Source organism: Streptosporangium sp. 'caverna', assembly GCF_003203775.1.
Classification (GTDB): Bacteria; Actinomycetota; Actinomycetes; order Streptosporangiales; family Streptosporangiaceae; genus Streptosporangium; species Streptosporangium subroseum.
The window spans coordinates 5,633,488-5,658,990 of the sequence record NZ_CP029711.1 but is presented as its reverse complement, the minus strand read 5'-3'; the positions used below and the strand labels follow the sequence as shown (position 1 = coordinate 5,658,990).

Annotated in this window: 27 protein-coding genes; 8 read left to right on the top strand and 19 right to left on the bottom strand. The window is 71.2% G+C overall.

Features of this window, described 5'->3' with window-relative positions:
- The 3 genes from DKM19_RS53065 to DKM19_RS25095 form a co-directional block, all read right to left on the bottom strand.
- Positions 1-1,386, bottom strand: coding sequence for a xanthine dehydrogenase family protein molybdopterin-binding subunit (locus tag DKM19_RS53065; protein WP_110698867.1), 1,386 nt, complete (start codon positions 1,384-1,386; stop codon positions 1-3).
- Positions 1,383-1,901 (bottom strand): (2Fe-2S)-binding protein, encoded by a 519-nt coding sequence (locus tag DKM19_RS25100; protein ID WP_110698866.1) that lies wholly within the window; start codon positions 1,899-1,901, stop codon positions 1,383-1,385. Before DKM19_RS25100 ends, DKM19_RS53065 begins: the two co-directional genes overlap by 4 nt.
- 93 nt (positions 1,902-1,994) lie before the next feature.
- Positions 1,995-2,798 carry a xanthine dehydrogenase family protein subunit M gene (locus tag DKM19_RS25095; protein ID WP_239514475.1) on the bottom strand — a complete coding sequence of 268 codons (804 nt, stop codon included), beginning with the start codon at positions 2,796-2,798 and terminating at the stop codon, positions 1,995-1,997.
- Positions 2,799-2,939: 141 nt separating this feature from the next.
- Between DKM19_RS25095 and DKM19_RS25090 the strand changes: the two genes are divergently transcribed.
- The 5 genes from DKM19_RS25090 (at position 2,940) to DKM19_RS25070 (ending at position 6,596) form a co-directional block, all read left to right on the top strand.
- Complete coding sequence (locus DKM19_RS25090) at positions 2,940-3,617, top strand: GntR family transcriptional regulator (RefSeq protein WP_162641729.1); 678 nt, start codon at positions 2,940-2,942, stop codon at positions 3,615-3,617.
- Between the two features lie 128 nt (positions 3,618-3,745).
- Positions 3,746-4,957 carry a cytochrome P450 gene (locus DKM19_RS25085; RefSeq protein WP_204359002.1) on the top strand — a complete coding sequence of 404 codons (1,212 nt, stop codon included), beginning with the start codon at positions 3,746-3,748 and terminating at the stop codon, positions 4,955-4,957.
- 2 nt (positions 4,958-4,959) lie between these two features.
- On the top strand, positions 4,960-5,610 hold the full coding sequence (locus DKM19_RS25080) for a TetR/AcrR family transcriptional regulator (RefSeq protein ID WP_369990400.1): 651 nt from the start codon (positions 4,960-4,962) through the stop codon (positions 5,608-5,610).
- A gap of 57 nt (positions 5,611-5,667) precedes the next feature.
- Positions 5,668-5,868: a ferredoxin gene (locus DKM19_RS25075; RefSeq protein ID WP_110698861.1), complete on the top strand. Its 201-nt coding sequence runs from the start codon at positions 5,668-5,670 to the stop codon at positions 5,866-5,868.
- Positions 5,865-6,596: a hypothetical protein gene (locus tag DKM19_RS25070; protein ID WP_110698860.1), complete on the top strand. Its 732-nt coding sequence runs from the start codon at positions 5,865-5,867 to the stop codon at positions 6,594-6,596. The genes DKM19_RS25075 and DKM19_RS25070 overlap by 4 nt, the downstream gene beginning before the upstream one ends.
- A gap of 129 nt (positions 6,597-6,725) precedes the next feature.
- Here the strand turns inward: DKM19_RS25070 and DKM19_RS25065 are convergent, their stop codons facing one another.
- The 3 genes from DKM19_RS25065 to DKM19_RS25055 form a co-directional block, all read right to left on the bottom strand.
- Positions 6,726-7,565: a helix-turn-helix domain-containing protein gene (locus tag DKM19_RS25065; protein WP_110698859.1), complete on the bottom strand. Its 840-nt coding sequence runs from the start codon at positions 7,563-7,565 to the stop codon at positions 6,726-6,728.
- A 7-nt stretch (positions 7,566-7,572) separates the two neighbouring features.
- On the bottom strand, positions 7,573-8,568 hold the full coding sequence (locus DKM19_RS25060; protein WP_369990393.1) for an aldo/keto reductase: 996 nt from the start codon (positions 8,566-8,568) through the stop codon (positions 7,573-7,575).
- A 238-nt stretch (positions 8,569-8,806) separates the two neighbouring features.
- Complete coding sequence (locus tag DKM19_RS25055) at positions 8,807-9,730, bottom strand: LysR family transcriptional regulator (RefSeq protein WP_110698858.1); 924 nt, start codon at positions 9,728-9,730, stop codon at positions 8,807-8,809.
- A 71-nt stretch (positions 9,731-9,801) separates the two neighbouring features.
- On the opposite strand from DKM19_RS25055, the gene DKM19_RS25050 reads away from it, so the two are divergent.
- The 3 genes from DKM19_RS25050 (at position 9,802) to DKM19_RS25040 (ending at position 12,348) form a co-directional block, all read left to right on the top strand.
- Positions 9,802-10,689 (top strand): SDR family NAD(P)-dependent oxidoreductase, encoded by an 888-nt coding sequence (locus DKM19_RS25050; RefSeq protein WP_110698857.1) that lies wholly within the window; start codon positions 9,802-9,804, stop codon positions 10,687-10,689.
- Positions 10,690-10,791: 102 nt separating this feature from the next.
- Positions 10,792-11,262: a DUF1992 domain-containing protein gene (locus DKM19_RS25045; protein WP_110705958.1), complete on the top strand. Its 471-nt coding sequence runs from the start codon at positions 10,792-10,794 to the stop codon at positions 11,260-11,262.
- A gap of 435 nt (positions 11,263-11,697) precedes the next feature.
- Positions 11,698-12,348, top strand: coding sequence for a pyridoxamine 5'-phosphate oxidase family protein (locus DKM19_RS25040; protein WP_110698856.1), 651 nt, complete (start codon positions 11,698-11,700; stop codon positions 12,346-12,348).
- Between the two features lie 108 nt (positions 12,349-12,456).
- Here DKM19_RS25040 and DKM19_RS25035 read toward each other — a convergent pair whose 3' ends face one another.
- The 13 genes from DKM19_RS25035 to DKM19_RS24975 all read right to left on the bottom strand — a co-directional run bounded on the left by DKM19_RS25035 (position 12,457) and on the right by DKM19_RS24975 (position 25,454).
- Complete coding sequence (locus DKM19_RS25035; RefSeq protein WP_110698855.1) at positions 12,457-12,795, bottom strand: hypothetical protein; 339 nt, start codon at positions 12,793-12,795, stop codon at positions 12,457-12,459.
- A gap of 244 nt (positions 12,796-13,039) precedes the next feature.
- Positions 13,040-14,572: a HAMP domain-containing sensor histidine kinase gene (locus DKM19_RS25030; protein ID WP_162641727.1), complete on the bottom strand. Its 1,533-nt coding sequence runs from the start codon at positions 14,570-14,572 to the stop codon at positions 13,040-13,042.
- A gap of 309 nt (positions 14,573-14,881) precedes the next feature.
- On the bottom strand, positions 14,882-15,796 hold the full coding sequence (locus DKM19_RS25025; protein WP_204359001.1) for an alpha/beta hydrolase: 915 nt from the start codon (positions 15,794-15,796) through the stop codon (positions 14,882-14,884).
- A 7-nt stretch (positions 15,797-15,803) separates the two neighbouring features.
- Entirely contained in the window at positions 15,804-16,760 is a 957-nt protein-coding gene (locus DKM19_RS25020) for an ACP S-malonyltransferase (RefSeq protein WP_162641725.1), read from the bottom strand.
- Positions 16,757-17,380 carry a malonate decarboxylase holo-ACP synthase gene (locus tag DKM19_RS25015; protein WP_162641723.1) on the bottom strand — a complete coding sequence of 208 codons (624 nt, stop codon included), beginning with the start codon at positions 17,378-17,380 and terminating at the stop codon, positions 16,757-16,759. The genes DKM19_RS25020 and DKM19_RS25015 overlap by 4 nt, the downstream gene beginning before the upstream one ends.
- 8 nt (positions 17,381-17,388) lie before the next feature.
- Complete coding sequence (gene mdcE / locus DKM19_RS25010; protein WP_110698851.1) at positions 17,389-18,195, bottom strand: biotin-independent malonate decarboxylase subunit gamma; 807 nt, start codon at positions 18,193-18,195, stop codon at positions 17,389-17,391.
- Positions 18,192-19,085, bottom strand: coding sequence for a biotin-independent malonate decarboxylase subunit beta (locus DKM19_RS25005; protein WP_110698850.1), 894 nt, complete (start codon positions 19,083-19,085; stop codon positions 18,192-18,194). Before DKM19_RS25005 ends, mdcE begins: the two co-directional genes overlap by 4 nt.
- Positions 19,082-19,375 carry a malonate decarboxylase subunit delta gene (locus tag DKM19_RS25000; protein ID WP_110698849.1) on the bottom strand — a complete coding sequence of 98 codons (294 nt, stop codon included), beginning with the start codon at positions 19,373-19,375 and terminating at the stop codon, positions 19,082-19,084. The genes DKM19_RS25005 and DKM19_RS25000 overlap by 4 nt, the downstream gene beginning before the upstream one ends.
- Entirely contained in the window at positions 19,363-20,376 is a 1,014-nt protein-coding gene (locus tag DKM19_RS24995) for a triphosphoribosyl-dephospho-CoA synthase (RefSeq protein WP_110698848.1), read from the bottom strand. Before DKM19_RS24995 ends, DKM19_RS25000 begins: the two co-directional genes overlap by 13 nt.
- A gap of 7 nt (positions 20,377-20,383) precedes the next feature.
- Positions 20,384-22,036, bottom strand: coding sequence for a malonate decarboxylase subunit alpha (mdcA, locus tag DKM19_RS24990; RefSeq protein ID WP_110698847.1), 1,653 nt, complete (start codon positions 22,034-22,036; stop codon positions 20,384-20,386).
- Between the two features lie 144 nt (positions 22,037-22,180).
- On the bottom strand, positions 22,181-22,957 hold the full coding sequence (locus DKM19_RS24985) for an ABC transporter permease subunit (RefSeq protein WP_110698846.1): 777 nt from the start codon (positions 22,955-22,957) through the stop codon (positions 22,181-22,183).
- Positions 22,954-24,516, bottom strand: a complete 1,563-nt coding sequence (locus tag DKM19_RS24980; RefSeq protein WP_110698845.1) for an ABC transporter permease subunit — start codon at positions 24,514-24,516, stop codon at positions 22,954-22,956. Before DKM19_RS24980 ends, DKM19_RS24985 begins: the two co-directional genes overlap by 4 nt.
- Positions 24,513-25,454, bottom strand: a complete 942-nt coding sequence (locus DKM19_RS24975; RefSeq protein ID WP_110698844.1) for an ATP-binding cassette domain-containing protein — start codon at positions 25,452-25,454, stop codon at positions 24,513-24,515. Before DKM19_RS24975 ends, DKM19_RS24980 begins: the two co-directional genes overlap by 4 nt.
- Between the last annotated feature and the right edge of the window lie 49 nt (positions 25,455-25,503).

Genomic DNA, 25,503 nt, shown 5'->3' with positions numbered 1-25,503 from the left:
CTACAACCCTTCTCGCGTTGTGGAGGACATGCGGCGGTAGGCCTCGGGCAGCTCGTGCCCGACCATCTCCGCGGCCTTCTGGACCACTTCGACCAGGGCCGTTCCCTCGGCGACCTTGCGGTGGGCCTTGAGGTCCCCGTCGCGGTAGGCGTTGAGGAGGCGTAGCTGGAGCGGATCCATGGACAGCGCCCTGGCGACCCGGTCCATCTGCGACTCCAGCGCGAAGTCGCCGATGGTCACGCCGAACCCGCGCATGGCGCTGGACGGCGTGCGGTTGGTGAACACGCAGTGGCAGTCGGCCCACACGTTCGGGATCGAGTACGGCCCGGGCATGTGGGCGGCGGCCTTGGTGGTGCCGTACGGGGTGTGCCGGGCGTAGGCGCCGGAGTCGACGTACAGGGTGACCTTGCGGCCGATGATCCGGCCGTCGTCCATCACGGCGTCCTTGATGTAGATGCGCTCGGCCGCGCGCGGCGAGGAGACCTGCATCTCCTCGTACCGGTTGTAGACGAACTTGACCGGGCGATCGGTCATCATGGCGGCCACGCAGGCGACCGGTTCGACGATGACGTCGACCTTGCCGCCGAAGCCGCCGCCGACCGTCCCGCCGACGATGCGCAGCTTGTTGAACGGGACCCCCAGGATCAGCGCGGTGTTGTCGAGGGTGAAGAAGCACGCCTGGGTGTCGGAGTGGATGCGCAGCCGGCCGTCCGCCTGCGGGATCACCACGCAGCCGGTGGTCTCCGTGGGGGCCTGTTCGATCGGCGCGGATTCGTAGCGCCATTCGAAGACGTGGGCGGCCTGCTCGAACGCCTTCTCCACGTCGCCGAAGCGGATCCGCCGGCAGTGGTGTCCCTCGTACGTGAAGAAGTTCCGGCCGTGGTACTCGTTGACCAGTGGCGCTCCCTCCGCCAGGGCCTCCTCGACGTCGAAGACCGCCGGCAGGTCCTCGTAGTCGATTTTGACCCGGGCCGCGCCCTCCAGGGCCGCCGCCTCGGACTCGGCGACCACGGCGCAGATCGGCTCGCCGAGGTAGCGGACCTTGTCCACGGCCAGGATGGGCTCGTCGTCAGGTTCGACGCCGATCAGCTTGAGCGGGGTGTAGAGGTTGTTCGGGATGTCGGCGTGGGTGAGGATCCGTGTGACGCCGGGCACCGCGAGGGCCTCGGTCAGATCGACGCCCCGGATCCTGGCGTGGTGGCGGGCCGAGCGGTGCATCTTCAGGTGCAGCAGCCCGGGCGGGGCGACGTCCTCGAAGAACTCGGTCCGTCCGGTGACGTGCCCGCGCGCGTCGGAGCGCTGGACGACGGAGCCGATGACGGTGAAGTCGTCCTCGCGTTCCGCGGCGAAGGGACTCTTGTCGATGGGGGCGAGCCGGTAGGTCATCGCGACACCGCCTCTTCCACCGGCGCGGTGCCCTCGGCGCCCTCTCCGCGCCTGCGCCTGGCCGCGTCCAGAATGGCGATCATGATGGGCCGGTAGCCGGTGCACCGGCAGACGTTGCCCGAGATCGCCTCGGCCACGTCCTCCTCGCTCGGATCGGGATCGCGATCCAGCAGGGCCTCCGCGACCATGATCATGCCTGCCGTGCAGAACCCGCACTGGGTGGCGAAGTTGTCGACGAAGGAGCTCTGCACCTCGTCGAGGTTCCCGCCGACGGCCACTCCCTCCAGCGTGCGGACCGAGCAGTCCGCGACCGTCTCCACGGCGATCAGGCACGCGGGCGCGGGCCGGTCGTCGACCAGCACGGTGCAGGTGCCGCAGCTTCCCTGCGCGCAGCCGCGCTTGGCCGCGGTGAGCCCCAGCGCCTCACGCAGGACCGCCAGGAGCGTGACTCCCGGCCTGGCGATGAACTCCCTGGGCTCGCCGTTGACGACGAGCGAGACGATCTGTGACGGCATGGTCCGGCCCTTTCTGGTGGATGGGCGCGTGCGGTGAACGACCGGTGGATGTCTCCGGGCCTTGACCGGGTGGTTTCGGGGACGGGTGCGGGGTCACCGGCCGACGAAGGCCCGGCGCAGGTGCACGGGCAGGACGCGCGCCCGGTACCACGCGCTGGCGTAGGCGTCGTCGAAGGGCGCGGTGTCGGCGCGGGCGGCCTGCCCGGCCTCGGTCAGGACCTCGGGGCTCAGCGGGCGGTCTCGCAGCAGCCGCTCGGCCGAGACCGCGCGTACCGGGCGGGGGGCGACGCCGCCGAGGGCGATCCTGGTCGAGGTCACCACGCCGTCCGCGGTGCGGGTCACGGAGGCGACGGTCACGATGGACGCCGAGTTCAGCTTGCGGCGCATGGCCTTGTGGTAGTACCAGGTTTCCGGTTCGGGCAGTGCCGTCACCACCGCCGTGACGAACTCGCCCTCGGCGATCCCCGAGGCGAGCACCTCGGCCACCGGGGCGTCGCGCCGCCCGTCCGGCCCGGCGATCTCGCACGTCGCGTCGAGGGCGAGCAGGCAGACGGCCAGGTCACCGTACGGCTGCGCGACGAACAGGTTGCCGCCCACGGTCGCCAGGTTGCGGATCGTGGGGGAGGCGATCGTGCGCAGCGCCGGGCGGAGGAAGGCGAGCTCGGGGTGTTCCTCGACGGAGGACAGGGGAGCCGCCGCGCCGATCCGGGCCACGCCGTCGCGGACCTCGATGCCCGCCAGCCCCGCCCTGCGCAGGCTGACCAGCTCGCTCCGGGTCGCGGCCCCGCTGTTGACCAGCGGCATCACGACGGTGCCGCCGCCCATGATCCAGCCGCCCCTCGCGGAGTGGACGGCCACGGCCTCGGCGGACTCGGGCAGGTGGACCGCCTGGATCATCACGTCAGGGACTCCCTGGCTCATTCCGTTACAGCGGGGTTAACTATCGATAATTGATTATCGGCACCGTATTTCGGGCCCTGTTCCGGCGTCAAGGGGGAGATCGATAAACGTGGATCGACACTCGGTAGGATGCGCCCCATGACCGAAGAGCCCTCCATGCTGCCGCGGCTGACGCTGTCGCGGCAGATCCGCGACTCACTGGTCGGCCGGATCGTCTCCGGCCAGTTCAGGCCCGGCGAGCGGCTGGTGGAGACGCGGCTCGCGGCGACGTACGGCACGAGCCAGGCGCCCGTCCGCGAGGCGCTGCGCGAGCTGGAGGTCATGCGGCTGGTGGAGACCCAGCCGCGCCGGGGCACCTTCGTGCGCCCCTTCGTCCACGAGACGCTCCGGGAGAGCTACGTCGTACGGGCCGCACTGGAGGAGACGGCCGTCCGCCTGGCCCTGCTCGCCGGGACCGTTCCGGTGGAGGCGCTCCGGTCGGAGGTGGAGGCGATGGTCGCCGCGGCCGCCGAGGGTGACGGCGAGGCCTCGGCGCGGGCAAGCGTGTCCTTCCACCGTCACATCGTCGAGGCCGCCAGAAACGAGCTGCTCAGGCTCTCGTGGGAGGGCCTGCAGATCGAGGCGCGCACGTCGGTCACGATGCTCGCGACCAACGTGGACCTGGGCGACATCGCCCGCGACCATGCCGCGCTGCTGGAGGCGATCGAGCTCGGCGACCTGGAGACGGCCTGCAAGCACGCCCGCGACCACCAGTGGCACTACGCCGATCTCCCGCACGACGCCCACGGCCGGATCCGCGACACCGCCGCCGGCTGAACCACCGCACGCGGGGGACGCCCTCCCGCTTCCGGACCGTGCTCGGCCGGTCATGGGGGGCCCGCCGGTCATTGACTTGAATAAGTCACGTGGCTTAAATGGAGGTGCCCCCGGCGTAGGAGATGCTGATGAGTGAGTCCGGCACGCAGGAGTACCCCTTCCGCAACCCGACGGCGCTGGAGCCGCCCGAGGAGTGGGCGGCGTTGCGCCAGGGCTGCCCGGTGGCCCCGATCCGTCTGGCCAGCGGCGACGAGGCACTGCTGCTGACCCGCTACGAGGACGTCAAGCAGGTGCTGTCGGACCCTCGGTTCACCCGGCAGCTCGACGCCGAAGGCGCCGCCAGGGTCACCGCCAACGAGTCCGGCGGGGTGTTCGGCAGCCGCCGCTCGAGCATGGCGAGCGGGAGCGGGGAGGGCCATCAGCAGTGGCGGCGCCTGGTCGGCAGGGCCTTCACCGCCAAGCGAGTCCTGGCCATGCAGCCACGGATCGAGGCGATGGCCGAGCAGCTCGTCGAGGAGATGCTGGAGCGGGGCTCTCCCGCCGACCTGGTGCGCGGCCTGGGCTTCCCGCTGCCGGTGTGGGTGATCTGCGATCTGCTCGGTGTGCCGGACGCCGATCGCGACAGGTTCGCGTACTGGTCGGACACAATGCTCAGCATGACGAAGTTCAGCCAGGCGCAGATCGACGCCGCGCAGGCCGAGTTCGCCGAATACTTCGTCGCCCACATCGCCGCCAGGCGCGCCGATCCCGGTGAAGACCTGCTCAGCGAGCTCATCACGATCGTCGACGCCGCCGACGGGCGCCTGACGGAGTCGGTGGTGCTGGGCACCGGCCAGGGACTGCTGGTCGCCGGGCACGAGACGACGGCGAACATGATCGGTAAGATGGCGGCGATGCTCCTGGCCGACCGGTCGCGCTGGGACCGCCTGCGCGCCGACCCCACGCTGGTTCGCCCGGCGGTGGAGGAGGTGCTGCGGTTTGACGCCAACCCGGGGTTCGGGATACCGCGCTATCTGACCGAGGACGTCGAGGTGGCCGGACGGACGCTGCCACGCGGCACGACGGTGGTCTGCAGCATGGCCGCGGCCAATCGCGACGAGAGCGCGTTCGAGCACGCCGATGCCATGGACCTGCACCGCACGCCCAACGCCCACCTGGCCTTCGGCGTCGGCCCGCACTCCTGCCTGGGCCAGGCACTGGCCCGGACCGAGCTGCAGGCGGTGCTGAAGGTGCTGCTGCGCAGGGTGCCCACCCTGGATCTGGCCGTACCCGCCGACACCCTCGCCCGCCGCGAAGGGCTTCTGGTCGGCGGGCTTCAGCGGCTCCCCGTGAGCTGGTGACCGTGGCCGCTTCCCAGACCAGGCCCGAGCGCGGGCGGGAGACCCGCGAGGCGATTCTCACCACCGCCGAGCGGCTGTTCGCCGAGCACGGCATCGCGATGGTCTCCAACCGTCAGATCGGCGAGGCGGCCGGACAGTCCAACAACTACGCGGTGGGCTACCACTTCGGCACCAAGGCAGACCTCGTGCGGGAGATCGCGCACCGCCACACGGCGGCGAAGGAACGGCGGCGCATGGAACTGCTGGCCGAGATCAAGGGCTCGTCCGACCTGCGCGAATGGGTCTCCTGCCTGGTGCGCCCGACCATCGACCACCTGGCGTCCCTGGGGAGCCCCACCTGGCATGCCAGATTCGTCGCGCAGGCGGACACCGAGCCCGCGTTCCGCCAGATCGTCATCGCCGAGGTGATCGCCACCCCTTCGATGCGGCAGAACCTCGAGGGGCTGTTCCGGCTGGTGCCGGACCTGCCCGAGGAGATCAGACGCGAACGCGGTGACATGAGCCGGCTGCTGATCGTGCACATGCTGGCCGAGCGGGAGCGCGCCCTGCACGAGGGCACCGCGCCGGGGCGGGCCACCTGGGAGGCGACGGCGGTCGGGTTGATCGACGCGATCGTCGGGCTGTGGCTGGCCCCGGTCACCTCCACACCTTGATCACACCGGGTCTCGGCCTCACGCCGGCCCGACGACCTCGAAAAGGAAAGAACGACTATGGATGTGGCCGTTGACCGCGACCTGTGCTGCGGAGCGGGTCAGTGCGTACTGCTCGTCCCGCAGGTGTTCGACCAGGGGGAGGACGACGGCATCGTCCTGCTGCTGGACCCGGCCCCGGCCGAGCCGCTGCACGCGGCCGTCCGGGAGGCCGCGAGCGTCTGTCCCACCGGGGCGATTCGCCTGGACCGGCAGGGGTGACGCGACCGGACGCCCTGCTGAGGGCCGATCCGCCGCTGGACTACTACCTGATCTTCGCCACCGCAGGGGACCGGGGCCGTGGAGCACCGCCGTCGGGAATCCTGGTCGAGGAGTTCCTCCTGTGCGACGACTACACCGCGGCCGGTATCGACGGTGTCGAGTGGACGCCGGCCACCGGCGCCTGGCGCGGTTCTCCGGCGTCGAGCCGAGCCATCCGCACCGATGCGACGCTGCGGGAGCGGGTGGCCGCGGTGAGCCGCCGCGACGCCGGAACCGCCTACACGATGCTCGGCGGGGGCGAACTGCCGCATGAGGCGGCCATCCGCACCTTCTTCCGCGACCGCCAGCCGCTGCCCGCCGCCGCCCCGCTGGACCTGGGCTCCATATCCGGCGAACCAGGTGGCGGGACGCGCCTCTACCGCATCCTGTTCGCCGGGGAGTTCGGCGAGCGCGGCCTGGCGAACCTGTGGCCGGTCCTGAGGCTGGAACCGGTCGGCGACCCGGCGGATCCGGAGGCGCGCGTGATCGGCACGGCGACGGCGACCACCGCCGGCCACACCCTCACCTGGGAGCTGCGCCGGATCGGGCCGGGCATCGCCTGGTGCCTCGACGTGACCGTGCACCTGGGCGCCGGCCCGATCTCCGCCATCGGGGCGCTGCTCCACCACCACCGGCAGACGATCCGCGAGCAGGGACTGATTCCCGTCACGATAGAACGCTTCACCTGAGAGCCCGGCCGAACCCGAGGGTCCTCGACGAGAACCCTTCCCGGCCGACCTGGACGCGATCGGTCGAACGTGGCGCGGCAACGACCGGCCGCGCCACGCGGGTCGTGGCGAGCACCGATGCGATGGCGGTCAGCCTTCGAAGGACTGCCGGCCGAGAACGTCCAGAAACTCGAAATTCTCCGCGGTGGTCGACCCGGGCTGGGGGCGGAAGATCACCAAGCGGTGCCCGGTGGTGGAACTGAGCACAAAATCGCACTGCACGTCCAACCGCCCGGCCTGCGGGTGGACCAGTGTTTTGAGAGTGGACCGCAGGGGCGTGACCTCCATGTCGTCCCAGTAGCGGCGGAACTCCTCGCTGGCCTCGGTCAGATCCGCGATGAGCTGGTCGCTGACGGCGTCCCGGCCACGGTGAGCGGCGGCGGCGCGCAGGTCCGCCGCGTAACCACGCCCGATCGCCTCGTACTCCTCGGGAACGTTGAGGGCCCGCGACGCCGGATCGGTGAACCAGCGCCAGGTCACGTTGCCCGCGCGGTCGCCGCCGTGCACCCATGGGCCGAGGAGCGCGTGACTGAGCCGATTCTGCGCGAGCATGTTGGTCAGGTCGTCGACGACGTGCGCGGGCACCGTGGTCAGCGCGTCGAGCAGGAACATCATCGCCGGGTCGACATAACCGCCGGACGCGCCCAACCGGGGCGGCGGATAGCCCGCCAGGTGATAGAGATGATCGCGCTCGTCCACCGACAGCCGCAGTGCCCGGGCCAGGCTCGCCAGCAGCGCCTTGGAGGGTCTGGCGTTGCGGGACTGCTCCAGCCGCTCGTAGTAGTCCACGGACACATCGGCCAGCAACGCGACCTCGGAACGGCGCAGGCCGGGCGTGCGCCGGCGTCCGCCGGGCACGAGCCCGACATCCGCCGGCCGCAGCACCTCCCGGCGGGCCCTCAGAAAACTGCCCACGTCGCCGTGTTTCACGATGCACTCACTCCTGAATCGCACTCATCGCGACCGGCGTGTAACGCTCGCCCGCCACGGCGCCGGCCGGAACCGCCTCGTCCAGCGCCATGAGCGTCTCGGCGTCCAGCACGAGGTCTGCCGCGGCGACGTTGTCTTCCAGGTAGACCCGGCGCTTGGTGCCGGGGATCGCGGTCACACCCTGCGCGAGCACCCACGCCAGCGCCAACTGACCAGGCATGACACCACGATTCTCGGCGATGGTCCGGACCTTGTCGACCAGCCGGAGGTTGTGCTCCAGACTCTCCCCCTGGAAGCGGGGGGCCGTGCGGCGGAAGTCCCCCTCCGGCAGCCCCTCCACCGACCGCAGCCCACCGGTGAGGAACCCGCGCCCCAGGGGTGAGTACGCCACGAACCCGATGCCCAGCTCCCGCACGGTGTCCAGCACCCCGTTGGACTCCACCGTGCGCGTGAACAGAGAGTACTCCGTCTGCACCGCGGAGAGCGGGGCGGCGGAGTGGGCCGCGCGGATGCTCTCCGCCGACGCCTCGCTGATCCCCAGGTAGCGCAGCTTCCCTTCGGCGACCAGCTCCCCCAGGGCGCCGAAGGTCTCCTCCACCGGCACCTTCGAGTCAACCCGGTGCAGGTAGTACAGATCAATGTAATCCGTGCCCAGGCGACGGAGCGACCCCTCGACCGACCGGCGCAGATAGTCGGGCCGGCCGTTCGGACCACCGACGATCTTCCCCGTCTGGTCAAGGGTCACACCGCCGCCCTTGGTGGACACCACAACCTGGTCGCGGTGGGCCGACACCGCCCGTCCCAGCAGCTCCTCACCGCTGAACGGGCCGTACATGTCCGCCGTGTCGAACATCGACACACCGAGCTCGATCGCCCGGTGCACCGTGGCGACGGCCTCCACGTCGTCCGGAGTGCCGTACATCGCGGTCATGCCCATCGTGCCGAGTCCTTCGACCGAGGTCACCAGGCCCTGGCCGCCGACCGAATGCGTGTTCATGCTCATGGTGTGATCGTCCACTTCTCTTACCGGGCCCGCCTCGTTCGGCGGCCACGTGAGAAGCATGCGGCCGGTGGGGAAACCTTCCAGCGTCCTCCCTAGCCCCGTCTTCGCGGGACGACGTTGCCGGCTTCGGCGTTCTTCAGGTTCGTGATCGTTGAACGGCTTGGTGAACTGTCCGGCGGCGACCGGTCCCATCGGCTTCACCGTGTCGCGAAGGTGCCACCACGGGGAAACGAAGGCGCTACACCGGTGTGCCCACGTCGATCGCCGCGGCGCGCAGGGCGTCGGCGAGGCGGGCGACCGGCTCGGTCAGCGGGTGCGGGAGCCGCGCCAGGATGAGACGCCGCTGTTCCTGCGGGCCGCCGCGCACCGCCACGATCCGCACTCCCGGGGGCGCGGCGGCCGCCAGCGAGGCGGACACGGTGGTCAGCCCGCACCCGGCGGCGACGAGGTGCAGCTTGGCCAGCCAGTCGCGGGCGGTGTGCGCGATCTCGGGCCGCTCGTCCAGCCCGGGCCAGACCCCCATCAGATTCTCGTCGCCGGAGGAAGGAGCGGCGATCCAGCGCTGACCGCGCAGGTCGGCGACATCGACGGTGTCATGCCGGGCGAGCGGATGGGTGGCGGGCACCGCGAGGCACAGGCTGCGCTCGGCGAGCGTCCGCAGTTCCAGCGGAGGGGACTCGGTGTCGAGCGGACGGAACGGCGGCGCCGAGGCCAGCAGCGCGAGATCCACCCTGCCGGCCCGTAGCGCGCGGACCAGGGCGGGGGTGCTGCCCTCCCGGGAGGTGACCGTGATGGCGGGGTGGCTGCGGCGCAGCGCGGCGATGGCCCGGGGCAGCAGGACGGCGCCCGCGCTGGGGAACCAGCCGACACGCACCGTCCCGGCCTCGGCGGGCAGGCCGGCGAGCTCACGCGCCGTGGCGTCGATCTGGTCGAGCACGGTCGTGGCCCGCCGCAGCACGATGTGCCCGGCGGCGGTCAGCCGCACCCCGTCGTGGCGCCGTTCCAGCAACGGAACCCCCGCCGCCCGTTCGAGGGTGGAGATCTGCCGGGAGACCGCGGACTGGGTGTAGTCCAGCGCGGCCGCCGCGGAGGTGAGCGTGCCCCGCTCGGCCACCTCGCGGAAGACCCGCAGCGCGGTCAGCGAGGCGTTCGTGAAGTCCATGACTTTTACGCATACCAGGTGTGCATAACTTTCGCTGGCCGCATGGCCGGCATCTTCCTAATCTGGACCGCATGAAATCCGCACGTATCGCCCTGGTTACCGGGGCCAACCAGGGCATCGGCTTCGCGCTCGTCGAGGGGATGGCCTCCCGGATGGGCCCGGACGACGTGGTGCTGCTCACCGGGCGCAACGCCCAGCGGGTCGCGGACGCCGCCGCACTCGTCGTCAAGGCCCCCGGCACGAGGAGCCGGGTGGAGGGCCGGGTGCTCGACGTCACCGACGCCGGCGCCGTGGCCGCGATGGCCGCGGAACTCCACGAACGCCACGGCGGGGTGGACATCGTGGTGTCCAACGCGAGCGCCCTGCTCACCCCGGACCGGTCGCAGTCCGAGCAGGCCGACGAGTTCATCGACGTCGCCAACGGGGGCACACACGCGATGCTGCGATCGTTCGGCCCGGTGCTGCGCCCCGGCGGACGGCTGATCGTCGTGGCCAGTTCCCTGGGCACGCTCGGCCGCCTGAACCCCCGGCTCCGGCCTCTGTTCGACGGCGCGTCGCTCGATGAGGTCGAGAGGGCCGTCGAGTCCTGGCGCGCGGCCATTCATGCCGGGACGGCCGGGGAACAGGGCTGGCCGCACTGGCTCAACGTGCCGTCCAAGGTGGCCCAGGTCGCCGCGGTGCGGGCGGTCGCGGCGCGGCGCAGGAAGAGCGACGTGCCCGAGGGCACCCTGATCGCGGCGGTCTGCCCGGGGCTGGTGGACACCCCGCTGTCGCGGCCGTGGTTCACGGATTTCAGCCAGGCCAGGACTCCGGCACAGGCCGCGGAGGTCGTGCTCGACCTGGTGCTCTCCGAACGGATCGACCCGGCGCTGTATGGCGAACTCGTCCGTTTCGGCAGCGTGCTGCCCTGGCACGACGGAACGCCTCCCCAGGAGCCGGACCGGCTCCTCGCCCCGTGATCCGTCGCGGAGCAGGAACGGCCGGGGCCCCGGGGATCACCTCGGGCGCGCCATGCGATTATCGTCGAAGGCGCTGCCAGTCGCGGTATGGGAGGCGAATCGGTGACGGACCGCAAACCACCTGGAGTCAGCTTCGAGACGTGGATCGACAAGCAGATCCGCGAGGCCACCGAGCGCGGGGAGTTCGACAACCTGCCGGGCGCCGGCAAACCCCTCCCCGGCGAGGGCAGGCCGGACGACGAGATGTGGTGGATCAGGCAGAAGATGCAGGCGGAGAACCTGTCGTTCCCGCTGCCGGGGACGCTCGCCCTGCGCAAGGAGGCCGAGGAGGCCCGGGCGGCGGCGGTGGGGGCGCGGACGGAAGCCGAGGCTCGCAAGATCATCGAGGACGTCAACGACAAAATCCGCGAGAGCCACGGCAAGACCCTGTCCGGCCCGCCGCTCATCCAGTCGCCCCTCGACGCCGAAGAGGTCGTCGGCGAGTGGCGGATCCGCCACCCCGTCACGGAGAAGCCCGCCCCCGAACCGCCCCGCGCGAAGCGCTCCTTCTTCCAGCGGATCAGGCGCGGCTGAGCCGTTGAGAGCTCGGCACGGTGTGGTTATGCGGGGAATCCGGCCGCGACCGCGCTCAGGGCGGCCTGCGCGTCGGCCAGGACGGGCTCGCCATGGCCGACACAGGCCACACGCGCCGAGACCGATCGCCTGCCTGACGGTGCATCCGAGCCGCTGGAGCCCGGCGGGTGACCTCCGGCCGGCTTGATCCGCCGGCCCAGGCATCGTGTACGCCCGTCGTGGACTCGGACTGGCCGGGGGGCCACACAGTCATTCAGGGGCGTAAGTCCCGGGAATGCGGGCACATCGGTCATGTCGGATCGCTCGACCTAGGCGGACATGTGGAGCATGGGCGATTCGGGCTCATCTGACGGAGCCGGAGCCAAGACACGCCGGTGCCCACCTCACCCGCCTGCGGCGCGAGCCGTACCGTCACAGCGAGAGCAGGGAATGTTGATGTCCGATATAACGCCCGAGCCCGGCGACGTCGGCCCGCGTGTCGCCTTCCACCGCGAACGTCTCGGCCTGACGCGCGAGGAACTCGACGACCGTACGGGGATCCCGCCGGGATCGGTGGAGTACATCGAGGACAACCCCACCCGCGTGACCGAGGGCACGCTGTCCCACCTCGCCGACGCACTGGACACCACGCGCGCGGATCTCATCGCCGGGGACGTGGAACAGCCTCTCGGTCGCGACAGGCCCCTTTCGACGGAGCTCGACTGGGAGGAGTGCATGCGTCTCATCGCTCCCGGCGGCATCGGCAGGATCGCGTTCGTCGGCGCGCCGGGGCCGACCGTGCTCCCGGTCGACTACGCGCTGCACGACGGCGCGGTCATCTTCCGCACCCAGGTCGGCGGGCCGATGGACCAGGACCTGCGCGCCGGTCTGGAAAGCGCCGAAATCAAGATCGGGTTTGAGGTGGACCGGATCGACGAGGCCCGGCCGGGAGGATGGAGCGTGCTCATCCAGGGCCCCGTCCACCACGCCACCGCGGATGAGCTGCCGTCGGTGCCGGGCTCGGGGGCGAAGCCCGAGGCGGGCGGCGAGCTCTACGTGAAGATCATCCCGCAGCGGATCACCGGGCGTCGCATCCACGGCACCTGACGCACACCCGAGGCCGTACGGCCAGGTGCCGGGTGCTCCGGTTCGCCGGCCGAAAACACGGCTACGCGCCGGCTCACACCGTCGCCTCGCCACGGACGGCGGGGAGACTCAGCTGGTCTTCCCGCACAGGTGGGCATGACCGGCGTTGTAACCGTCAACCCAGCCCTTTCTGTCCAAATCCGATCCGTTGTAAGAGAAACGCTCCGGCTTGCTGCAGTCCTTTCCGGCGTCGGTGTAGCCCTTTCTGTAGGCGTCCCGGTATGCCTTCGGCTTGTCGTCCGGAGCCTCGGGATCCGTGGTAGCCGTAGTGGCGGTGCCCTGCGGGATGTTCGCCGCCACCACCCGCGCGGAAACCGGGGCGATGGCGGACTGGGGGCCGACGGCCGTTCCAAGCGCGAGAACCGCGAGAAGTGCCGGGCTGAGCAACAGATGTCGCCTGCGGTCCATGAGCTCCTCCTCTGATCAGGCCGCCGACAGGAATCGCCGGAGGTCATGTCCTATAAAGCTAGGATATGAAGCGAATTATCCTGAATAAGGAAATTGTTCGCTTGTTGTCTTTTCTTGGGTGAGATATGGGCGGGTGCTTTTTCTTCTCACCAAAACCATGGGTCACCTGGGCGCGGACCGGTTGCGATTCTGGCGCTGGGCTCTCTCCGGGCGGTGAATCGGCGTCGAGCGGGGAGGGCACGGCTCAGTCGGCGCGCTCGCCCGGGGTGCCGGGGTCCGAGGGAAGGGGCGGGGTCTGCGGGAATGACAGGGATGACGGGGACGACGGGGACGACGGGGACGACGGGGACGACGGGGACACGGCATCGGCATGGTCGTTCGCGGATGAGGTGGTCGGCAGGTAAAGGACGAAGCGGGCGCCGCTGGGACTGTCCTCGATGCGGAGGGTTCCTCCCGAGGCTTCGGCGATCTGCCGGGCTATCGGCAGACCCAGCCCCGCGCCCCCCGAGTCCTTGTTGCGAGCCGCGTCCAGCCGGGTGAACCGCTGGAATACCAGTTCGCGCTTGTCCGGAGGGATGCCGGGCCCGTCGTCGGACACTTCCAGCACCGCGGCGCCGTCCGGGAAACGTTGGTCGTCGCACGCGCCGCCCGGCTGCCGTCGTACGGTGACCCCGATGGTGGTGGCGGCATGCCGTTCGGCGTTGTCGACGAGGTTGGCGAGCAGGCGAGTCAGGCGTGACCGGTCGCCCGTTATCAGCACATCGGGCTCAAGCGTGGATTCGATCCTCTTGGTCGGGCGGCGCGTCTGCAGCTCCGCGCTGACAAGCTTGGACAGCTCGATCGGCTCGCGTGCGCCGGGTAGCCCGGAGTCCAGCCGTGCGATGGTCAGCAGGTCGTGCGTGATCGCCTGTAGGCGGTTGAGGCCGCCCAGAATGGTCGAGCCCAGCATGGTCACGCTGGTCTCCTGGGGTGCGACGAGCGCGTCCTCCACCTCGGCGCGTATGGCGGTGATCGGAGTGCGCAGGTCGTGGGAGACGTCGGCGACCATCTGGCGCTGCTGTTGCAGCGAGGCCTGCAGCTGTTGCAGCGCGGTGTACAGCCGGCCCAGCGTGTCGTTGACGCTTCTGGCCAGATCGTGGATCTCATCGCGGGTGGGCGGTACCGGCACCCTGCGGCCGGGAGGGACCGCGTTGATCTCGTCGAGTTCCGTCCGGATGGCGGTCACCGGCCGGAGAGAGGCGGCGGCCACGCGGTTGCCGAGGTAGGTGATGATCAGGGCGAGCAGCACCGCGCCTCCTCCTACCAGTGCGGTCAGCTGCGGATCCTCCCATGGGGGGACCGTCGGGGAGGAGCCGTAGACGATCCAGCGCTCGTCCCCGCGATGGGCCCGCTGCGCGACCACGATGTTGCATTCGCCGCGAGGAAAGACCCCGCCGCACACGACGGAGGAGGCGACGTTCGCGTTACCCGGGGTGAACGTCGTCATGGCCGGCCTGCCCCGCAACTGCGGGGTCGAGGCGACCACGTCCCCTCGCGAGTCGACGACCTGGATGTTGCGGTGCGGGTGCTCCGCGAGGGGGTATTCCAGCCGCCCCTGCTCCATCTCGATGGCCACGCGGCCACCGGCCGCGGCGACCTCCTTGGTGAGATATCCCAGGGTGAACCGGTCAATGGCGATCATGAGCACCGTGGCCAGCATCGCGGACAGCAGGACGGCCACCGTACCGGTGAACAAGGTGATGCGAGATATGATTGAGATTTGGCGTCCAATGTTCATCTTTCGCCCCTCTGCCAGTAAATCACACGGGCCACAGAGCTGGGACGCGAGGAACCTGAAGCCCAATAGCGAGGTTGTGAACCGCATATTTGAAGAGTCAGTCCGCCTGCTCCGAGTGATCCTTGGAGAAGAATTCTTGACCATGTCGCGCCTGGTCACCGGCTTACAGAAGAACGCAGATCTTCCTTGGTTAATCGCCGTTCTCGGAGCCTGGATCATCTCGGGATATCGGTTCTTGACATTGGAAACGACCCGGGCCCGTTCGAAGTCATTGGTGACGAAACTCGAGCAGGTCGTGAATTGGACCGCCTATCGTATGGAGCAGATCGCGGATCCGATGACCGATGTCACCGCGTCCGGGTGCGATATCAAGGTCAGGTGGGAGCCGCCGGGGAACCGGGTGATTTTCGAGCGCGCCCGGTGGGCCATGGACAACTCCGAGGACGGGACGATGATTCGGTCGCCGGTGCTGATGAAGTACCAGGACGGGATCGTCTTCCACGCCGCGGCCTTCGACGGCGTCATGAACGCGCTGGTCGAGGCGGGCCGCTGGGTGGCCCACAGGCGGGTGGCGATGTTCCGGGGCAGGTCCGAGGCGAACGAACGGATGAAGACGTTCTGCCTGAGGTAGAGGTCTTTGGCTCCCTGGGGCGCTCCCGGGTAGGACACCATGTCGTAGAGGGAGCCGGGATCCTTGTTGAGGGCGGAGTCCGCGCCGCTGAGCCCGCCGGTGGTCTCACCGACATCGGGCGCCGCGGCGTCGACGTACACCAGGGCCTTGACGTTCGGGATGCCCGCGGCGGCGTTCGTGATCACCGAGCCTCCGTAGGAGTGTCCGACGAGCACGATCGGGCCGGAAACGGTCTTCAGGAAGTCGGCGACGGACGCGGAGTCGGTGGTGAGGTTCCGGAGCGGGTTCGCTATGGCCCGCGCGACATAACCCGCTTGTTGCAGGGATCTCACCTCGCCGTCCCAGCTGGAGGCGTCGGCCCAGGCGCCGTGCACCAGGACGACCGTGGGCTTGGAGCGGCCCGGCGACTGGCAGGGCAACGGCTCACCCGTGAGCCATGAGGCACGCGTCGCCGGGGCCGCTGCGGCATCGGTCGTCGGCGACGCCCCCGCGGATGTGGCGATCACGGCGAGCGCCATCGCGGGTGCGATCACCCTGAGCCGCCGCCAGGCGGGTGCGGGTCCCGTCTTTCTCTGCTCCGGTCTGAGCTTCATCTCTCCCTCATCTCCAGCTTTTCGCTCGGTACGGCTCGGTACGACGGTGGGCGCGGCGGGCGAGCAGCGCCGCGTCGGCGATGCCCGTCTCGGCGAGGGTGACGACGCGGGCGCGAGGGTGGGCGGCTTGGGCGATCCGGGCCAGGACGTGTCCGGGGGGCGTCTGGATGAACACGGTCGTGCCGAGCTCGCCGAGCAGGGCGATGGCGTCGCGCCATCGCACCGTGGTGGCGATGCCGCGGGCAAGGTCGTCGAGGACGGCGCCGCTGTCGTGGAGGAGGCGCCCCGTGGCGTCACCGAGGTAGGGGACGGCGAGGGGGCGTTGAGGGATCTTTGCGAGGTGGTCCGCCATGGCGTCGGCGACCTGGTCGAGCAGCGGGCAGTGCGAGGGGACGCCGATGTGCAGGCGCTGTACGCGCCGGGCGCCGGCCCGGGCGGCCGGCGCGGTGAGGCGTTCCAGGGCGCGGGTGCTGCCGGCGATCACAACCTGCTGGTCGGTGTCGATGACGGCCACGTAGGCCGGGTCGTCGTCGGTGGTGATCGATGCGACCACGCGCCGGACCTGGGGCACGGTCAGCCCGAGAACGGCGGCCATGCCGTACCCGGAGGGGTAGGCGTCGCGCATCAGCTCGCCGCGGTGACGCACGGCCGTGAGGGCTTCGGCGAAGGTCAGGGTCCCGGCGGTGACGGCGGCGGGGAATGTTCCGCTGGAGTGCCCGGCCACGGCGTCGGGAGCGGCGCCCTCGTCGGCGAGGGCGCGGGTCGCGGCGACTCCGGCGATGCAGAGTGCGACCTGCGTGGTGACGGTGGATCTCAAGGCCTCCGCGGTGTCCTGCCGGGACGAGCCGGGCAGGATCCGCTCGGCCTCGGCGAGGGTCGCGGTGACGGCCGGATGGCCGGGCAGGCCATGGAGCATCCCGGGTCGCTGGGTGCCCTGGCCGGGATACAGGAAGGCGACGCTCATGCGGGAGCCCACGGGTCGTTCACCAGCCGCGGACCGTGGTCGGTGCGGGCCATGACGGGACCGTCGGGGCGGGCCCATTCGGCGAGGGCGACCCCGCCGGAGGGGGTCTCCAGCTGGCAGTCGACGGCGATGGGGAGAGCGGCGAAGGCGGCTGCCAGCCGCGCGGCGCGGGTCCGCTCCAGCCCGCGCGGTGTCCGTATCAGCAGGTCCAGATCACTTCCGGGATGGGTGACCGGCGCTCCGGTGGCCAGTTCGAAGCCGACGCTGCCGACCGGCCCCCAGGCCACGTCGCCTTCCAGCTCGGCGGCGAGCCGGAGGGCTACGGCGGAGAGGGCGGCGGTGAGCGGGGAGAGGCGAGGTCGCCGCTTTCTCAACTCCTCGGGTGACACGGAACGGGTGACCACGCCGGCGGGAACGAGGACGGCGTGGCGCTGCCATCGCTCGGGCCCGCGCACGCCGACCGGGATGAACCCGGGCGGGTGCGGCGCCCGCCGTACGACGCCCCAGGGACAGGCGGCGAGCGACGCGGCGGCCCAGTCCGGGAGCGTGCCGTCGAGCGCGGTGGCCCCGGTGGCCCCGGTGAGCCTCAGCAGATCGTGCGGGTGCGCGGTCGCCGGCATCACCGATATCACCCCCATTGGGCGGCGAGTGCCTCGCGGATGCGGCGGGAGGCGGTCCTGGTCTGCCGGGCGCCGGGTGAGGTGAGGCGGTTGCCCAGGTCGCGGGGGCCGCTTCGGGCCCGTCCGACGGCGGCGGTGAGCGCGTCCTTCGCCTTCCGGACGTCCCCGCCGGTCGGGTCGCCGGCGTTCTCGACGTCCAGGAGCTCGTCGCACAGGCCGAGCTTCGCCCAGTCGGTGACGTCGTAGGACAGCGGGGGGATGCGCCGTGCCAGCTCGTCGAGCTGGTCGACGGTCCGGAGGGTCACCTTCGCCGCGGCCTCCCTGTGCATGGCGTGGATCATCACGCCGGGGTCGTCGAGTGCCAGGATCTGGTTGGCCTGCGCACCGTGCGCCAGGAAGCCGCCGGACAGCGCCGTTCCGACGATGAGGGTGATCACGGGGTGTCCGGCGGTGCGGGCGGAGACGTAGGCGTCCACGGCGACGGCCAGGGCGTGGTGGATGCCGAGCAGTTCCTCGACGCGCCCGTAGGCCTGGCTGGGGACGTCGACGACGGCGATGATCGGGCGGCGGCGGTCATCGGGCAGGTGCGCGTCCTCGGTGACGGCCTCGGTCACCGCCTCGGCGAGTGAGAGCCCCTCCCGGAGGCCGACCTCGCCCCTGCGGGCCCGGTGGTAGGGGCTCTTCGGGTCCGGTACGACGGCGACCAGGCGGGCGGTGTCGTCGCCCAGCGTGGCGTCCGCCGTGATCACGGACGGGCTCACGGCGGACACGTCGCCGTCGGCGAGCGCTCGGGTCCAGTTCAGGCCGCGGCTCATGGCCGGTCTCCCCTCGGTGGTACGGCGTTCGCCCAGACGGCCGCGAGATCGGCGGGCTCCGGCGGGTCGGCCGGGTCGACGGCCTCGAGGAGGGCCCGCAGCTCGCCGATCCGCTGGGAGCGGTGCCTGCCGGGCACTCCGTGTCCGAGGGCGTCGATCACGGCGGATCGTACGGCGGTGACGTCGTCGAGGACGAGCGCGTCGGCCAGAGCGGTCCCGGTGCGCTGCGTGCCGCCGTCGACGGACCAGATCAGCGTGTGGTCGGAGGCGTCGAACTCGGCGATGCCGGCCTCGGACTCGATCACTTGGGGACCGTCGAGCCCGAGACGGCTCTCTCTGGTCATGATCAGCCTGGTACACAGTCCGGCGGCGATGCTCATGCCGCCGAAACAGCCCAGCGCCCCGGCGATGACGCCGACGACGGGCTGGAAGGCGCGCAACTCCAGCAGCGCGGAACACACCTCCGCGACCGTGGCCAGGCCCAGATTGGCCTCCTGCAGGCGTACGCCCCCGGTCTCCAGCAGCAGGACCGCGACGGTCGGGATGCCGTGGCGGTTGTCCCGGGCGGCCAGGGACAGCGCGGCAGCGATCTTCACGCCGGAGACCTCACCGATGCCGCCGCCCTGGAAGGCCTGTTCGATGGCGATCACGACCGCGGGTCGCCCGCCGAGCTCTCCCCTGACCACGGCGACACCGTCGTCCGACTGCGGGACGACGCCCTGGGGTTCCAGCCAGGGCGACTCGATCCGGTCGAAGGGACCGCACAGCTCGCGAGCGGTGCCGTCGTCGAGCAGCGCGGCGGCGCGCGCCCGGGCGCTCAGCTCTATGAAGCTGGTTCGGGCGAGCAGCGCGGTCCAGTCCGTGCCTTCCGGAATCGCCGTGGACGTCATGCCCTGCCCTCCTCAACGGCCTGCCGCAGGCGCAGGGTGACCACTCCGGGCGTCGCTCCGAAGTCGTTGAGCTCGAAGCTCCCGGCGACACCGTGGCGGGCGAAGAACCGCTCCAGCACGGTTCGCCACACCGTGTCGAACCCGTCGACGCTGGTGCGCACGCGCACCCGGGCGACGCCGGTCGGCTCCGGGGTCATCAGGATCTCCAGGTCCCCCGAGCCGACCACCCCGACGTGTGCCCGCCGTCCGGACGGGCTGCCGGTGGGGAACTCGTAGTTCAGCGTCTGCACGCGAGCACCTCCCGTTCGGCCCGGGCGACGTGCCCCGGCCACGGCACCGTGTCGAGGAAGAGCGCGGCGGCCAGCAGGTCGGCGCTCCCGCCCGGCGACAGCCGCCGTGCGGTGAGCCGCTCGTCCAGCTCGATGAGGGCGGCATGGCCGGAGTCCGTACCCGCGCCCCCCTCGGCCAGGACACGCTCGGCGCCGAGCCGTACGACGCGCAGGCCCTCAAGGCCGCCACGGTGCAGGACGCAGGTGTCGTCCAGAAGGCTCATCACCTCCAGCAACGCGTCCAGCCGGGACGTCTCCTCGGTGAGCCCGGCCGCCCTGGACCGGCGCAGTCGCGGCAGGGCGACCTCGATGACGTGGGGAAAGGCGGCCTCGGCCTCGCCGCGAGCACCGCGCACCCCGTATCGCCGCCGGGCCCGCTCGCCATGGGAGACCGCCCCCGACGGGAGGCGCCGGTCGGGAAGGACGGCCAGCCCGGCCGCGTGGCGGGCGGCCTCCCGCTCGTCGGCGGCGCCGCCGACGGCGGCGATCAGCAGCCCGAGCACCCACAGCGCCCCGCGGTGCGTGTTCACCCCCCGGGTGATCCGCAGCATGGTCACCTCGCCCACGCGGCCGAGCCGGCCCAGCTCCTCCCGGAGTCCGACCCCGGCGGCCGTTCGCTCCGCCGCCTCGGCGACGGACCGGAACGTGGGGCGCAGCGCCTCGGCGGAGGCCAGCAGGAGCGGCAGGTCCATGTCGTCGTGCGCGCCGCGTCCACGGCGGTCGGCCAGACCGGGCTTGGGGCTCAGGTATGCCTCCTGGCGGAGCGCTCGGACGGCCATGCCGGCGAGCAGAGCCGCGGACGGCCTCGACGCCCCCGGCGGCGGTCGGCCACCGAGGTTCGGCGTTCCCGTTCCCGCCGACCGTCTGCCACCGAGGTTCGGCGTTCCCGTCCCTGCCGACCGTCTGCCACCGATGTTCGACGTCGGTGCCTCTGCCGGCGGCCCGTCACCGATGACGGTCATCTGCGGATCACCAGGTCCGGAACTGGGCGGGCGGGTCATACAGGCCTCCGGACCAGGCGATGAGATCTTCGATGCTGCGGGCCGCCAGCAGGGAGCGGTCCGCCCTGCGGACGTCGACCTTGAGGTCCTCGGGCAGGGCGACCAGACCGTCGCGGCGCAGCTCTTCCACGCGCCGCTCGTCCATGTCGCGGCCGACCGGGGTGGCGCCCGCGATCGCGGCCACCGCTTCACGCCGATCGGCCAGGCTGCCGGCCCTGTAGAGGTAGGCCACCCCCTCTTCGGTCACCACGTGGCTGACGTCGTCGCCGTAGATCATGATCGGCGGGATGGGCATGCCGGCGTCCTTGCCCACCTGGATCGCGTCCAGCGACTCGACGAACGCCGGGGTGCCGCCGGAGCGGAAGGTCTGCGTGATCTGCACGACGAGCTTGCGCCCGCGCAGCGCGGGCGCCTCGCCGCCCAGCAGGCTCAGCCAGGCGGGGGAGGCGTGCCTGCGGCCGTGCGGATCGTGTCCCATGTTGGGTGCTCCGCCGAAACCGGACAGCCGGCCCTCGGTGACCGTCGAGGAGTTCGCGTCGGCGTCGATCTGCAGCGATGACCCGATGAACATGTCCACGGCGTACTGGCCCGCGAGCTGGCACAGCACTCGGTTCGACCGGAGCGATCCGTCGCCGCCGATGAAGAAGACATCCGGGCGGGCGGCGACATAGCGTTCCGTGCCGGGTTCTCCGCCGAAGCAGTGCACCGACTCGACCCAGCCGCTCTCGATGGCGGGAATGAGCGTCGGATGCGGGTTGAGCGTCCAGTGCCTGCAGATCTTCCCGCGCAGGCCCAGTTCCTCGCCGTAGGTGGGCAGGATGAGCTCGATCGCCGCGGTGTCGAAGCCGATTCCGTGGTTCAGGGTGGTCACCCCGTGCCGCTCGTAGATCCCGCGCAGCGCCAGCATGGCCATCAGGATCTCCACCTGGCCGATCTGGCGGGGATCCCGGGTGAACAGCGGCTCCAGCACGAACGGCCGGGGACTCTCCACGACCAGGTCCACCCAGTCGCCGGGGATGTCCACCCGGGGGACCCTGTCCACCAGTTCGTTGACCTGGGCCAGCACCACACCGTCGCGGAACGCCGCCGCCTCGGCGATGGTCGGGGTGTCCTCGGTGTTGGGCCCGGTGTACAGGTTGCCCTCGTGATCGGCCTGTTCGGCGCAGAGCAGGGCGACGTCCGGGGTGAGGTCGACGAACATCCGCGCGTACAGCTCGACGTAGGTGTGAATCGCCCCGACCTCGATCTTGTCATCGGCGAGCAACTGCGCCACGCGCACGCTCTGCGGGCCGGCGTAGGCGAAATCGAGACGGCGGGCCACGCCGCGCTCGAAGACGTCCAGATGCTCACGCAGGCTGATCGAGGAGATCAGCAGATGCAGATCGTGCACCACCTTCGGATCACATCCGGCCAGGGCCTCGGCGAGGAAATCCGCCTGTTTCTGGTTGTCCCCCTCCAGGGCCACCCGGTCGCCCGGACGGAGCAACGCCTGCAGCGCGTCGCGCATCCGCCCGGCATCCAGCACCCGTCCCGAGGCGAAGGGCCGCACCGCCTCCAGCCGTTCCCGTTTCGCGGTTCGCCGCCGCGTCCAGTCCCGGGTGGCCGCAGCCGTGGATGCCATCGCCTGCCTCCGATTGCCCGCGTTCGCTAAGGTCTAAATGCCTCAAAAGCTGAGGAATTAACTCAAACATAGCTAAAACGTCGCAGGGGGTAACCGGAGGCGGCGCCCTCCCCGGCCCGCCCTGTCAGGCCGGGGAGGCGCCGCTCACGCGTCGCGCAGCCGTAGCAGCAGCCCGCCGCCCAGGAGCGCCGCGGCGGCCCAGACGGCGAGCACGCCGAGGCCCGCCCACGGGCTGAGGGGCAGACCGGAGAGATGCGTGGTCGCCTGGATGGTGAGCCCGGCGTTCATCGGCGAGATCCGCCACAGGAGCCGCTGCCAGTCCTGATCGGAGACCATGAGGATGACGACCGGGAAGAGATAGAGCAGGCCGAGCACGCTCCCGACGGCCACCGCGGAGTCCCGTACGGCGGCGGCGATGCCGAGGCTGAGCAGGGCGATCAGCGCCAGATAGAGGACCGAGCCGGCGGCCGCGCGCAGCGTCGGCCCGTCGGCCAGGGACAGGAGCGGCCGGCCGTGGGCGGGGATGAAGCCGTTCCCGGGCAGGATGAGCCGCCCGGCCAGCACGGACGCGCCCGCGGCGAGGGTGCCCGCGGCGAGGGTCAGGCCGGTGAGAACGACCGCCTTGGCGGCCAAGACGGTGGTCCGTCGCGGCATCGCGGCCAGGGTGGTGCGGATCATGCCGGTGCCGTACTCGCCGCTGATCGTCAGCACGGCCAGGATGGCGACGATCGCCTGGCCCAGCTGGACCCCGAAGAGGCTGATCCGGGCGGTGTCGTAGTCGCAGCCCGCCGGGGGGCAGGACACGGCGGCGGCTGCCGCGGCGCTCACGGCGAGGGTCAGCAGGACGGTCCCGAGCAGCAGCCAGCCGGTGCCTGCCACGGTGCGCAGTTTTGTCCACTCCGCGTGCAGTTGTTGTCTCATGCGTCCCTCCGGCGCAGCAGGACGACGGCGAGGGTGAGGGCGAGCGCGGCGTAGGCGCAGAGCACGGCGAGGCCGGCCCACGGCGCCAGAGGGTAGTAGCCCGCCTGGGGCACGTAGTGGCCGGTCACCTGGGGATACTCCGGAACGCTCTGCTGGATCGCGAAGCCGGCGGCAGGGGTGAGCCGCAGCAGCCACCGCGTCGCGCTCTCGGGCAGGACGGAGACGGTCGCGAGGATGGAGGGGACGACGATCACCACGATGGCGGTGACGATGGCGGCGACGCCGCGCCGGAACACGGCGCCGAGGGCGAGGGCGAGGACGGCGGCGACGCCGAACAGCGCCGCGACGCCGACGACGACGCGCAGTTCGGTGAGCGAGCTCACCGGGAGGATGTAGTTGCCGTTGGAACGCAGGATCCCCTTGCCGGCCGTGACCGTGACGGTGGTCGCGGCCAGTGCGGCGACGAAGGTGACCACGCCGATCACGAGGGCCTTGGCCGCCAGCATCCGGCCGCGCCGTGGACCGGCGAGCAGGGTGGTGCGGATCATTCCCCGCCGGTACTCGCCGGTGACGGACATCACCGCCACCACGATCACCAGGATCAGCCCGGTGAGCGCGCCGGTGAGGGTGCGCTCGACGGTCTGGCCGTCCATCCGCGGCGCGAGGTCGCCGGTCCCGGTCACGGTGAACGTGCCGCCGGACTCCAGCACCCCGTTCGGACGGTGGTAGCGCTCCCAGTCGGTCGTTCCGGTGACTCCCACGGCGTCGTGGCCCCACGCGTCGCCGGGCGCGTCGCCCCGCAGGCCGACGTTGTCGAAGACGGCGGTGGCCTGGGTGAAGCGCATCTGCTCGATGCTCCCGCCGAGATCGGCCTGCTTCACCGTCAGGTCGCCCGGGGAGGCGACGAAGAGCCCGATCTGGACCGTGGCCGGCAGCCCGGCCAGGTGAGCGGTGCCGACCTTGGTCCACCGCGTGCCGTCGGCCGACTCGTAACCGGTGAGCGTGTCATCCGAACGGGTCAGCCGCAGCCAGCGCGGGGACGCCGCCGAGACGCCGCCCGGGCGGCCGGCCGTGTCTTCGGTGAAGTTGTGCTGCATCCGCACGCCGTGGCTGCCGGTGACCATCATCGCCGCGTAGGCCGACCCCTGCCGGGTGCCGTCCTTGACGATGACCCCGGCCTTCGCCCACGGCACGAGGCCGGGGACGATCTTGTCGTGGTCGGGCGGGGGATAGGTGATGATGCCGGTCATGGAGGTCAGGCGGGCGGTGATGTCGCCGTTCCCGGTCAGCGACCGGTGCGCGAAATAGAACTGGTCCTCCACCGCTTCGCCGCCCGGCCCCACCGGAACGGCGGGGCAGGCGACCTCGACCGGGCCTTCGCTGCACGAAGCGTGGCTGCCCGCCGCGGCGAGCAGCCCGAGCACCACGATGACCAGCGCCGCGACCACCGTGGTGATCACCCAGCCGCGGACCGTACGAAACTTGGTCCACTCGGCGTGCAGCAGGTGGGCGAAGCCGTCGCGTCCGGCCCTCGGGCGTGGGCGGTACGGGGCGGTCATCGTGCCGCCTCCTGTCCGGCGGCGGCGGCGCGGAATTCGACCGCGTCCCGGGTGAGCTCCATGTAGGCCTCCTCAAGCGTCGCGCGGTGGGCCGCCACCTCGGAGAACGGCACCGCGTTCCGGCTGAGGAGCGTCACGACGCCCTCGGCCGTCAGCCCGGACACCGTCAGCGCGTCCCGGCCGCCGGACCCCGCGGCCACAGCGGCCCCCGCGCGCTCCAGCACCCCCGCCGCCTCCTGCCGGGCCGTGGTGCGCAGCGTCACCCGATCGCCGGACACCGCGGCCAGCAGCTCCGCCACGCCGATGTCGGCGATGACCCTGCCGCGGCCGACCACCACCACGTGGGCGGCGACGTCCTGCAGTTCGCTCATCAGATGGCTGGACACCAGCACGGCGCGGCCCTGCCCGGCCAGCTCGGCCAGCAACTCGCGCATCCACACGATGCCGTCGGGGTCCAGACCGTTGAAGGGCTCGTCCAAAATGATCACGGGCGGGTCGCCGAGCAGCGCGGCGGCGATCCCCAGCCGCTGCCGCATGCCCAGGGAGAAACCGCCCGCCTTCCGCCGGGCCGCCTGCCGCAGGCCGGCCTGGTCGATCACCTCATCGACCCGTCCGGCGGTCAGCCCCTGGGAATGGGCGAGCCAGAGCAGGTGGTTGCGGGCGGAGCGGCTCGGCTGCAGCGCGGCGGCGTCCAGCAGCGCCCCGACGTGGCGCAGCGGGTGGCGCAGGCTCCGGTAGGGCCGCCCGCCGATCAGCGCGCTGCCCTCCTCGACCGCGTCCAGGCCGAGGATCACCCGCATCGTGGTGGACTTTCCCGCGCCGTTGGGGCCGACAAAGCCGGTGACCTGCCCCGGCTTCACCGAAAAGGACATGCCGTCCAGTGCCACGGTCGGCCCGAAGCGTTTGCGCAGGCCGTTGACGTCGATGGTTGCTTGCATGTCCTCGGTTGTACGGATACGGCCATAACGTGGGCCGAACGGAGGCCGT

Coding starts and splice junctions, on each gene's coding strand:
- DKM19_RS25035 (WP_110698855.1), bottom strand. CDS start 12,795: ATGGACCGCAGGCGACATCTGTTGCTCAGCCCGGCACTTCTCGCGGTT.
- DKM19_RS25030 (WP_162641727.1), bottom strand. CDS start 14,572: ATGAACATTGGACGCCAAATCTCAATCATATCTCGCATCACCTTGTTC.
- DKM19_RS25050 (WP_110698857.1), top strand. CDS start 9,802: ATGAAATCCGCACGTATCGCCCTGGTTACCGGGGCCAACCAGGGCATC.
- DKM19_RS25090 (WP_162641729.1), top strand. CDS start 2,940: ATGACCGAAGAGCCCTCCATGCTGCCGCGGCTGACGCTGTCGCGGCAG.
- DKM19_RS25020 (WP_162641725.1), bottom strand. CDS start 16,760: ATGAGCGTCGCCTTCCTGTATCCCGGCCAGGGCACCCAGCGACCCGGG.
- DKM19_RS25060 (WP_369990393.1), bottom strand. CDS start 8,568: ATGAGCATGAACACGCATTCGGTCGGCGGCCAGGGCCTGGTGACCTCG.
- mdcE (WP_110698851.1), bottom strand. CDS start 18,195: ATGAGCCGCGGCCTGAACTGGACCCGAGCGCTCGCCGACGGCGACGTG.
- DKM19_RS25085 (WP_204359002.1), top strand. CDS start 3,746: ATGAGTGAGTCCGGCACGCAGGAGTACCCCTTCCGCAACCCGACGGCG.
- DKM19_RS25025 (WP_204359001.1), bottom strand. CDS start 15,796: ATGAAGCTCAGACCGGAGCAGAGAAAGACGGGACCCGCACCCGCCTGG.
- DKM19_RS24975 (WP_110698844.1), bottom strand. CDS start 25,454: ATGCAAGCAACCATCGACGTCAACGGCCTGCGCAAACGCTTCGGGCCG.
- DKM19_RS24980 (WP_110698845.1), bottom strand. CDS start 24,516: ATGACCGCCCCGTACCGCCCACGCCCGAGGGCCGGACGCGACGGCTTC.
- DKM19_RS24995 (WP_110698848.1), bottom strand. CDS start 20,376: ATGACCGTCATCGGTGACGGGCCGCCGGCAGAGGCACCGACGTCGAAC.
- mdcA (WP_110698847.1), bottom strand. CDS start 22,036: ATGGCATCCACGGCTGCGGCCACCCGGGACTGGACGCGGCGGCGAACC.
- DKM19_RS25075 (WP_110698861.1), top strand. CDS start 5,668: ATGGATGTGGCCGTTGACCGCGACCTGTGCTGCGGAGCGGGTCAGTGC.
- DKM19_RS25055 (WP_110698858.1), bottom strand. CDS start 9,730: ATGGACTTCACGAACGCCTCGCTGACCGCGCTGCGGGTCTTCCGCGAG.
- DKM19_RS53065 (WP_110698867.1), bottom strand. CDS start 1,386: ATGACCTACCGGCTCGCCCCCATCGACAAGAGTCCCTTCGCCGCGGAA.
- DKM19_RS24985 (WP_110698846.1), bottom strand. CDS start 22,957: ATGAGACAACAACTGCACGCGGAGTGGACAAAACTGCGCACCGTGGCA.
- DKM19_RS25015 (WP_162641723.1), bottom strand. CDS start 17,380: ATGCCGGCGACCGCGCACCCGCACGATCTGCTGAGGCTCACCGGGGCC.
- DKM19_RS25005 (WP_110698850.1), bottom strand. CDS start 19,085: ATGACGTCCACGGCGATTCCGGAAGGCACGGACTGGACCGCGCTGCTC.
- DKM19_RS25100 (WP_110698866.1), bottom strand. CDS start 1,901: ATGCCGTCACAGATCGTCTCGCTCGTCGTCAACGGCGAGCCCAGGGAG.
- DKM19_RS25040 (WP_110698856.1), top strand. CDS start 11,698: ATGTCCGATATAACGCCCGAGCCCGGCGACGTCGGCCCGCGTGTCGCC.
- DKM19_RS25095 (WP_239514475.1), bottom strand. CDS start 2,798: ATGATCCAGGCGGTCCACCTGCCCGAGTCCGCCGAGGCCGTGGCCGTC.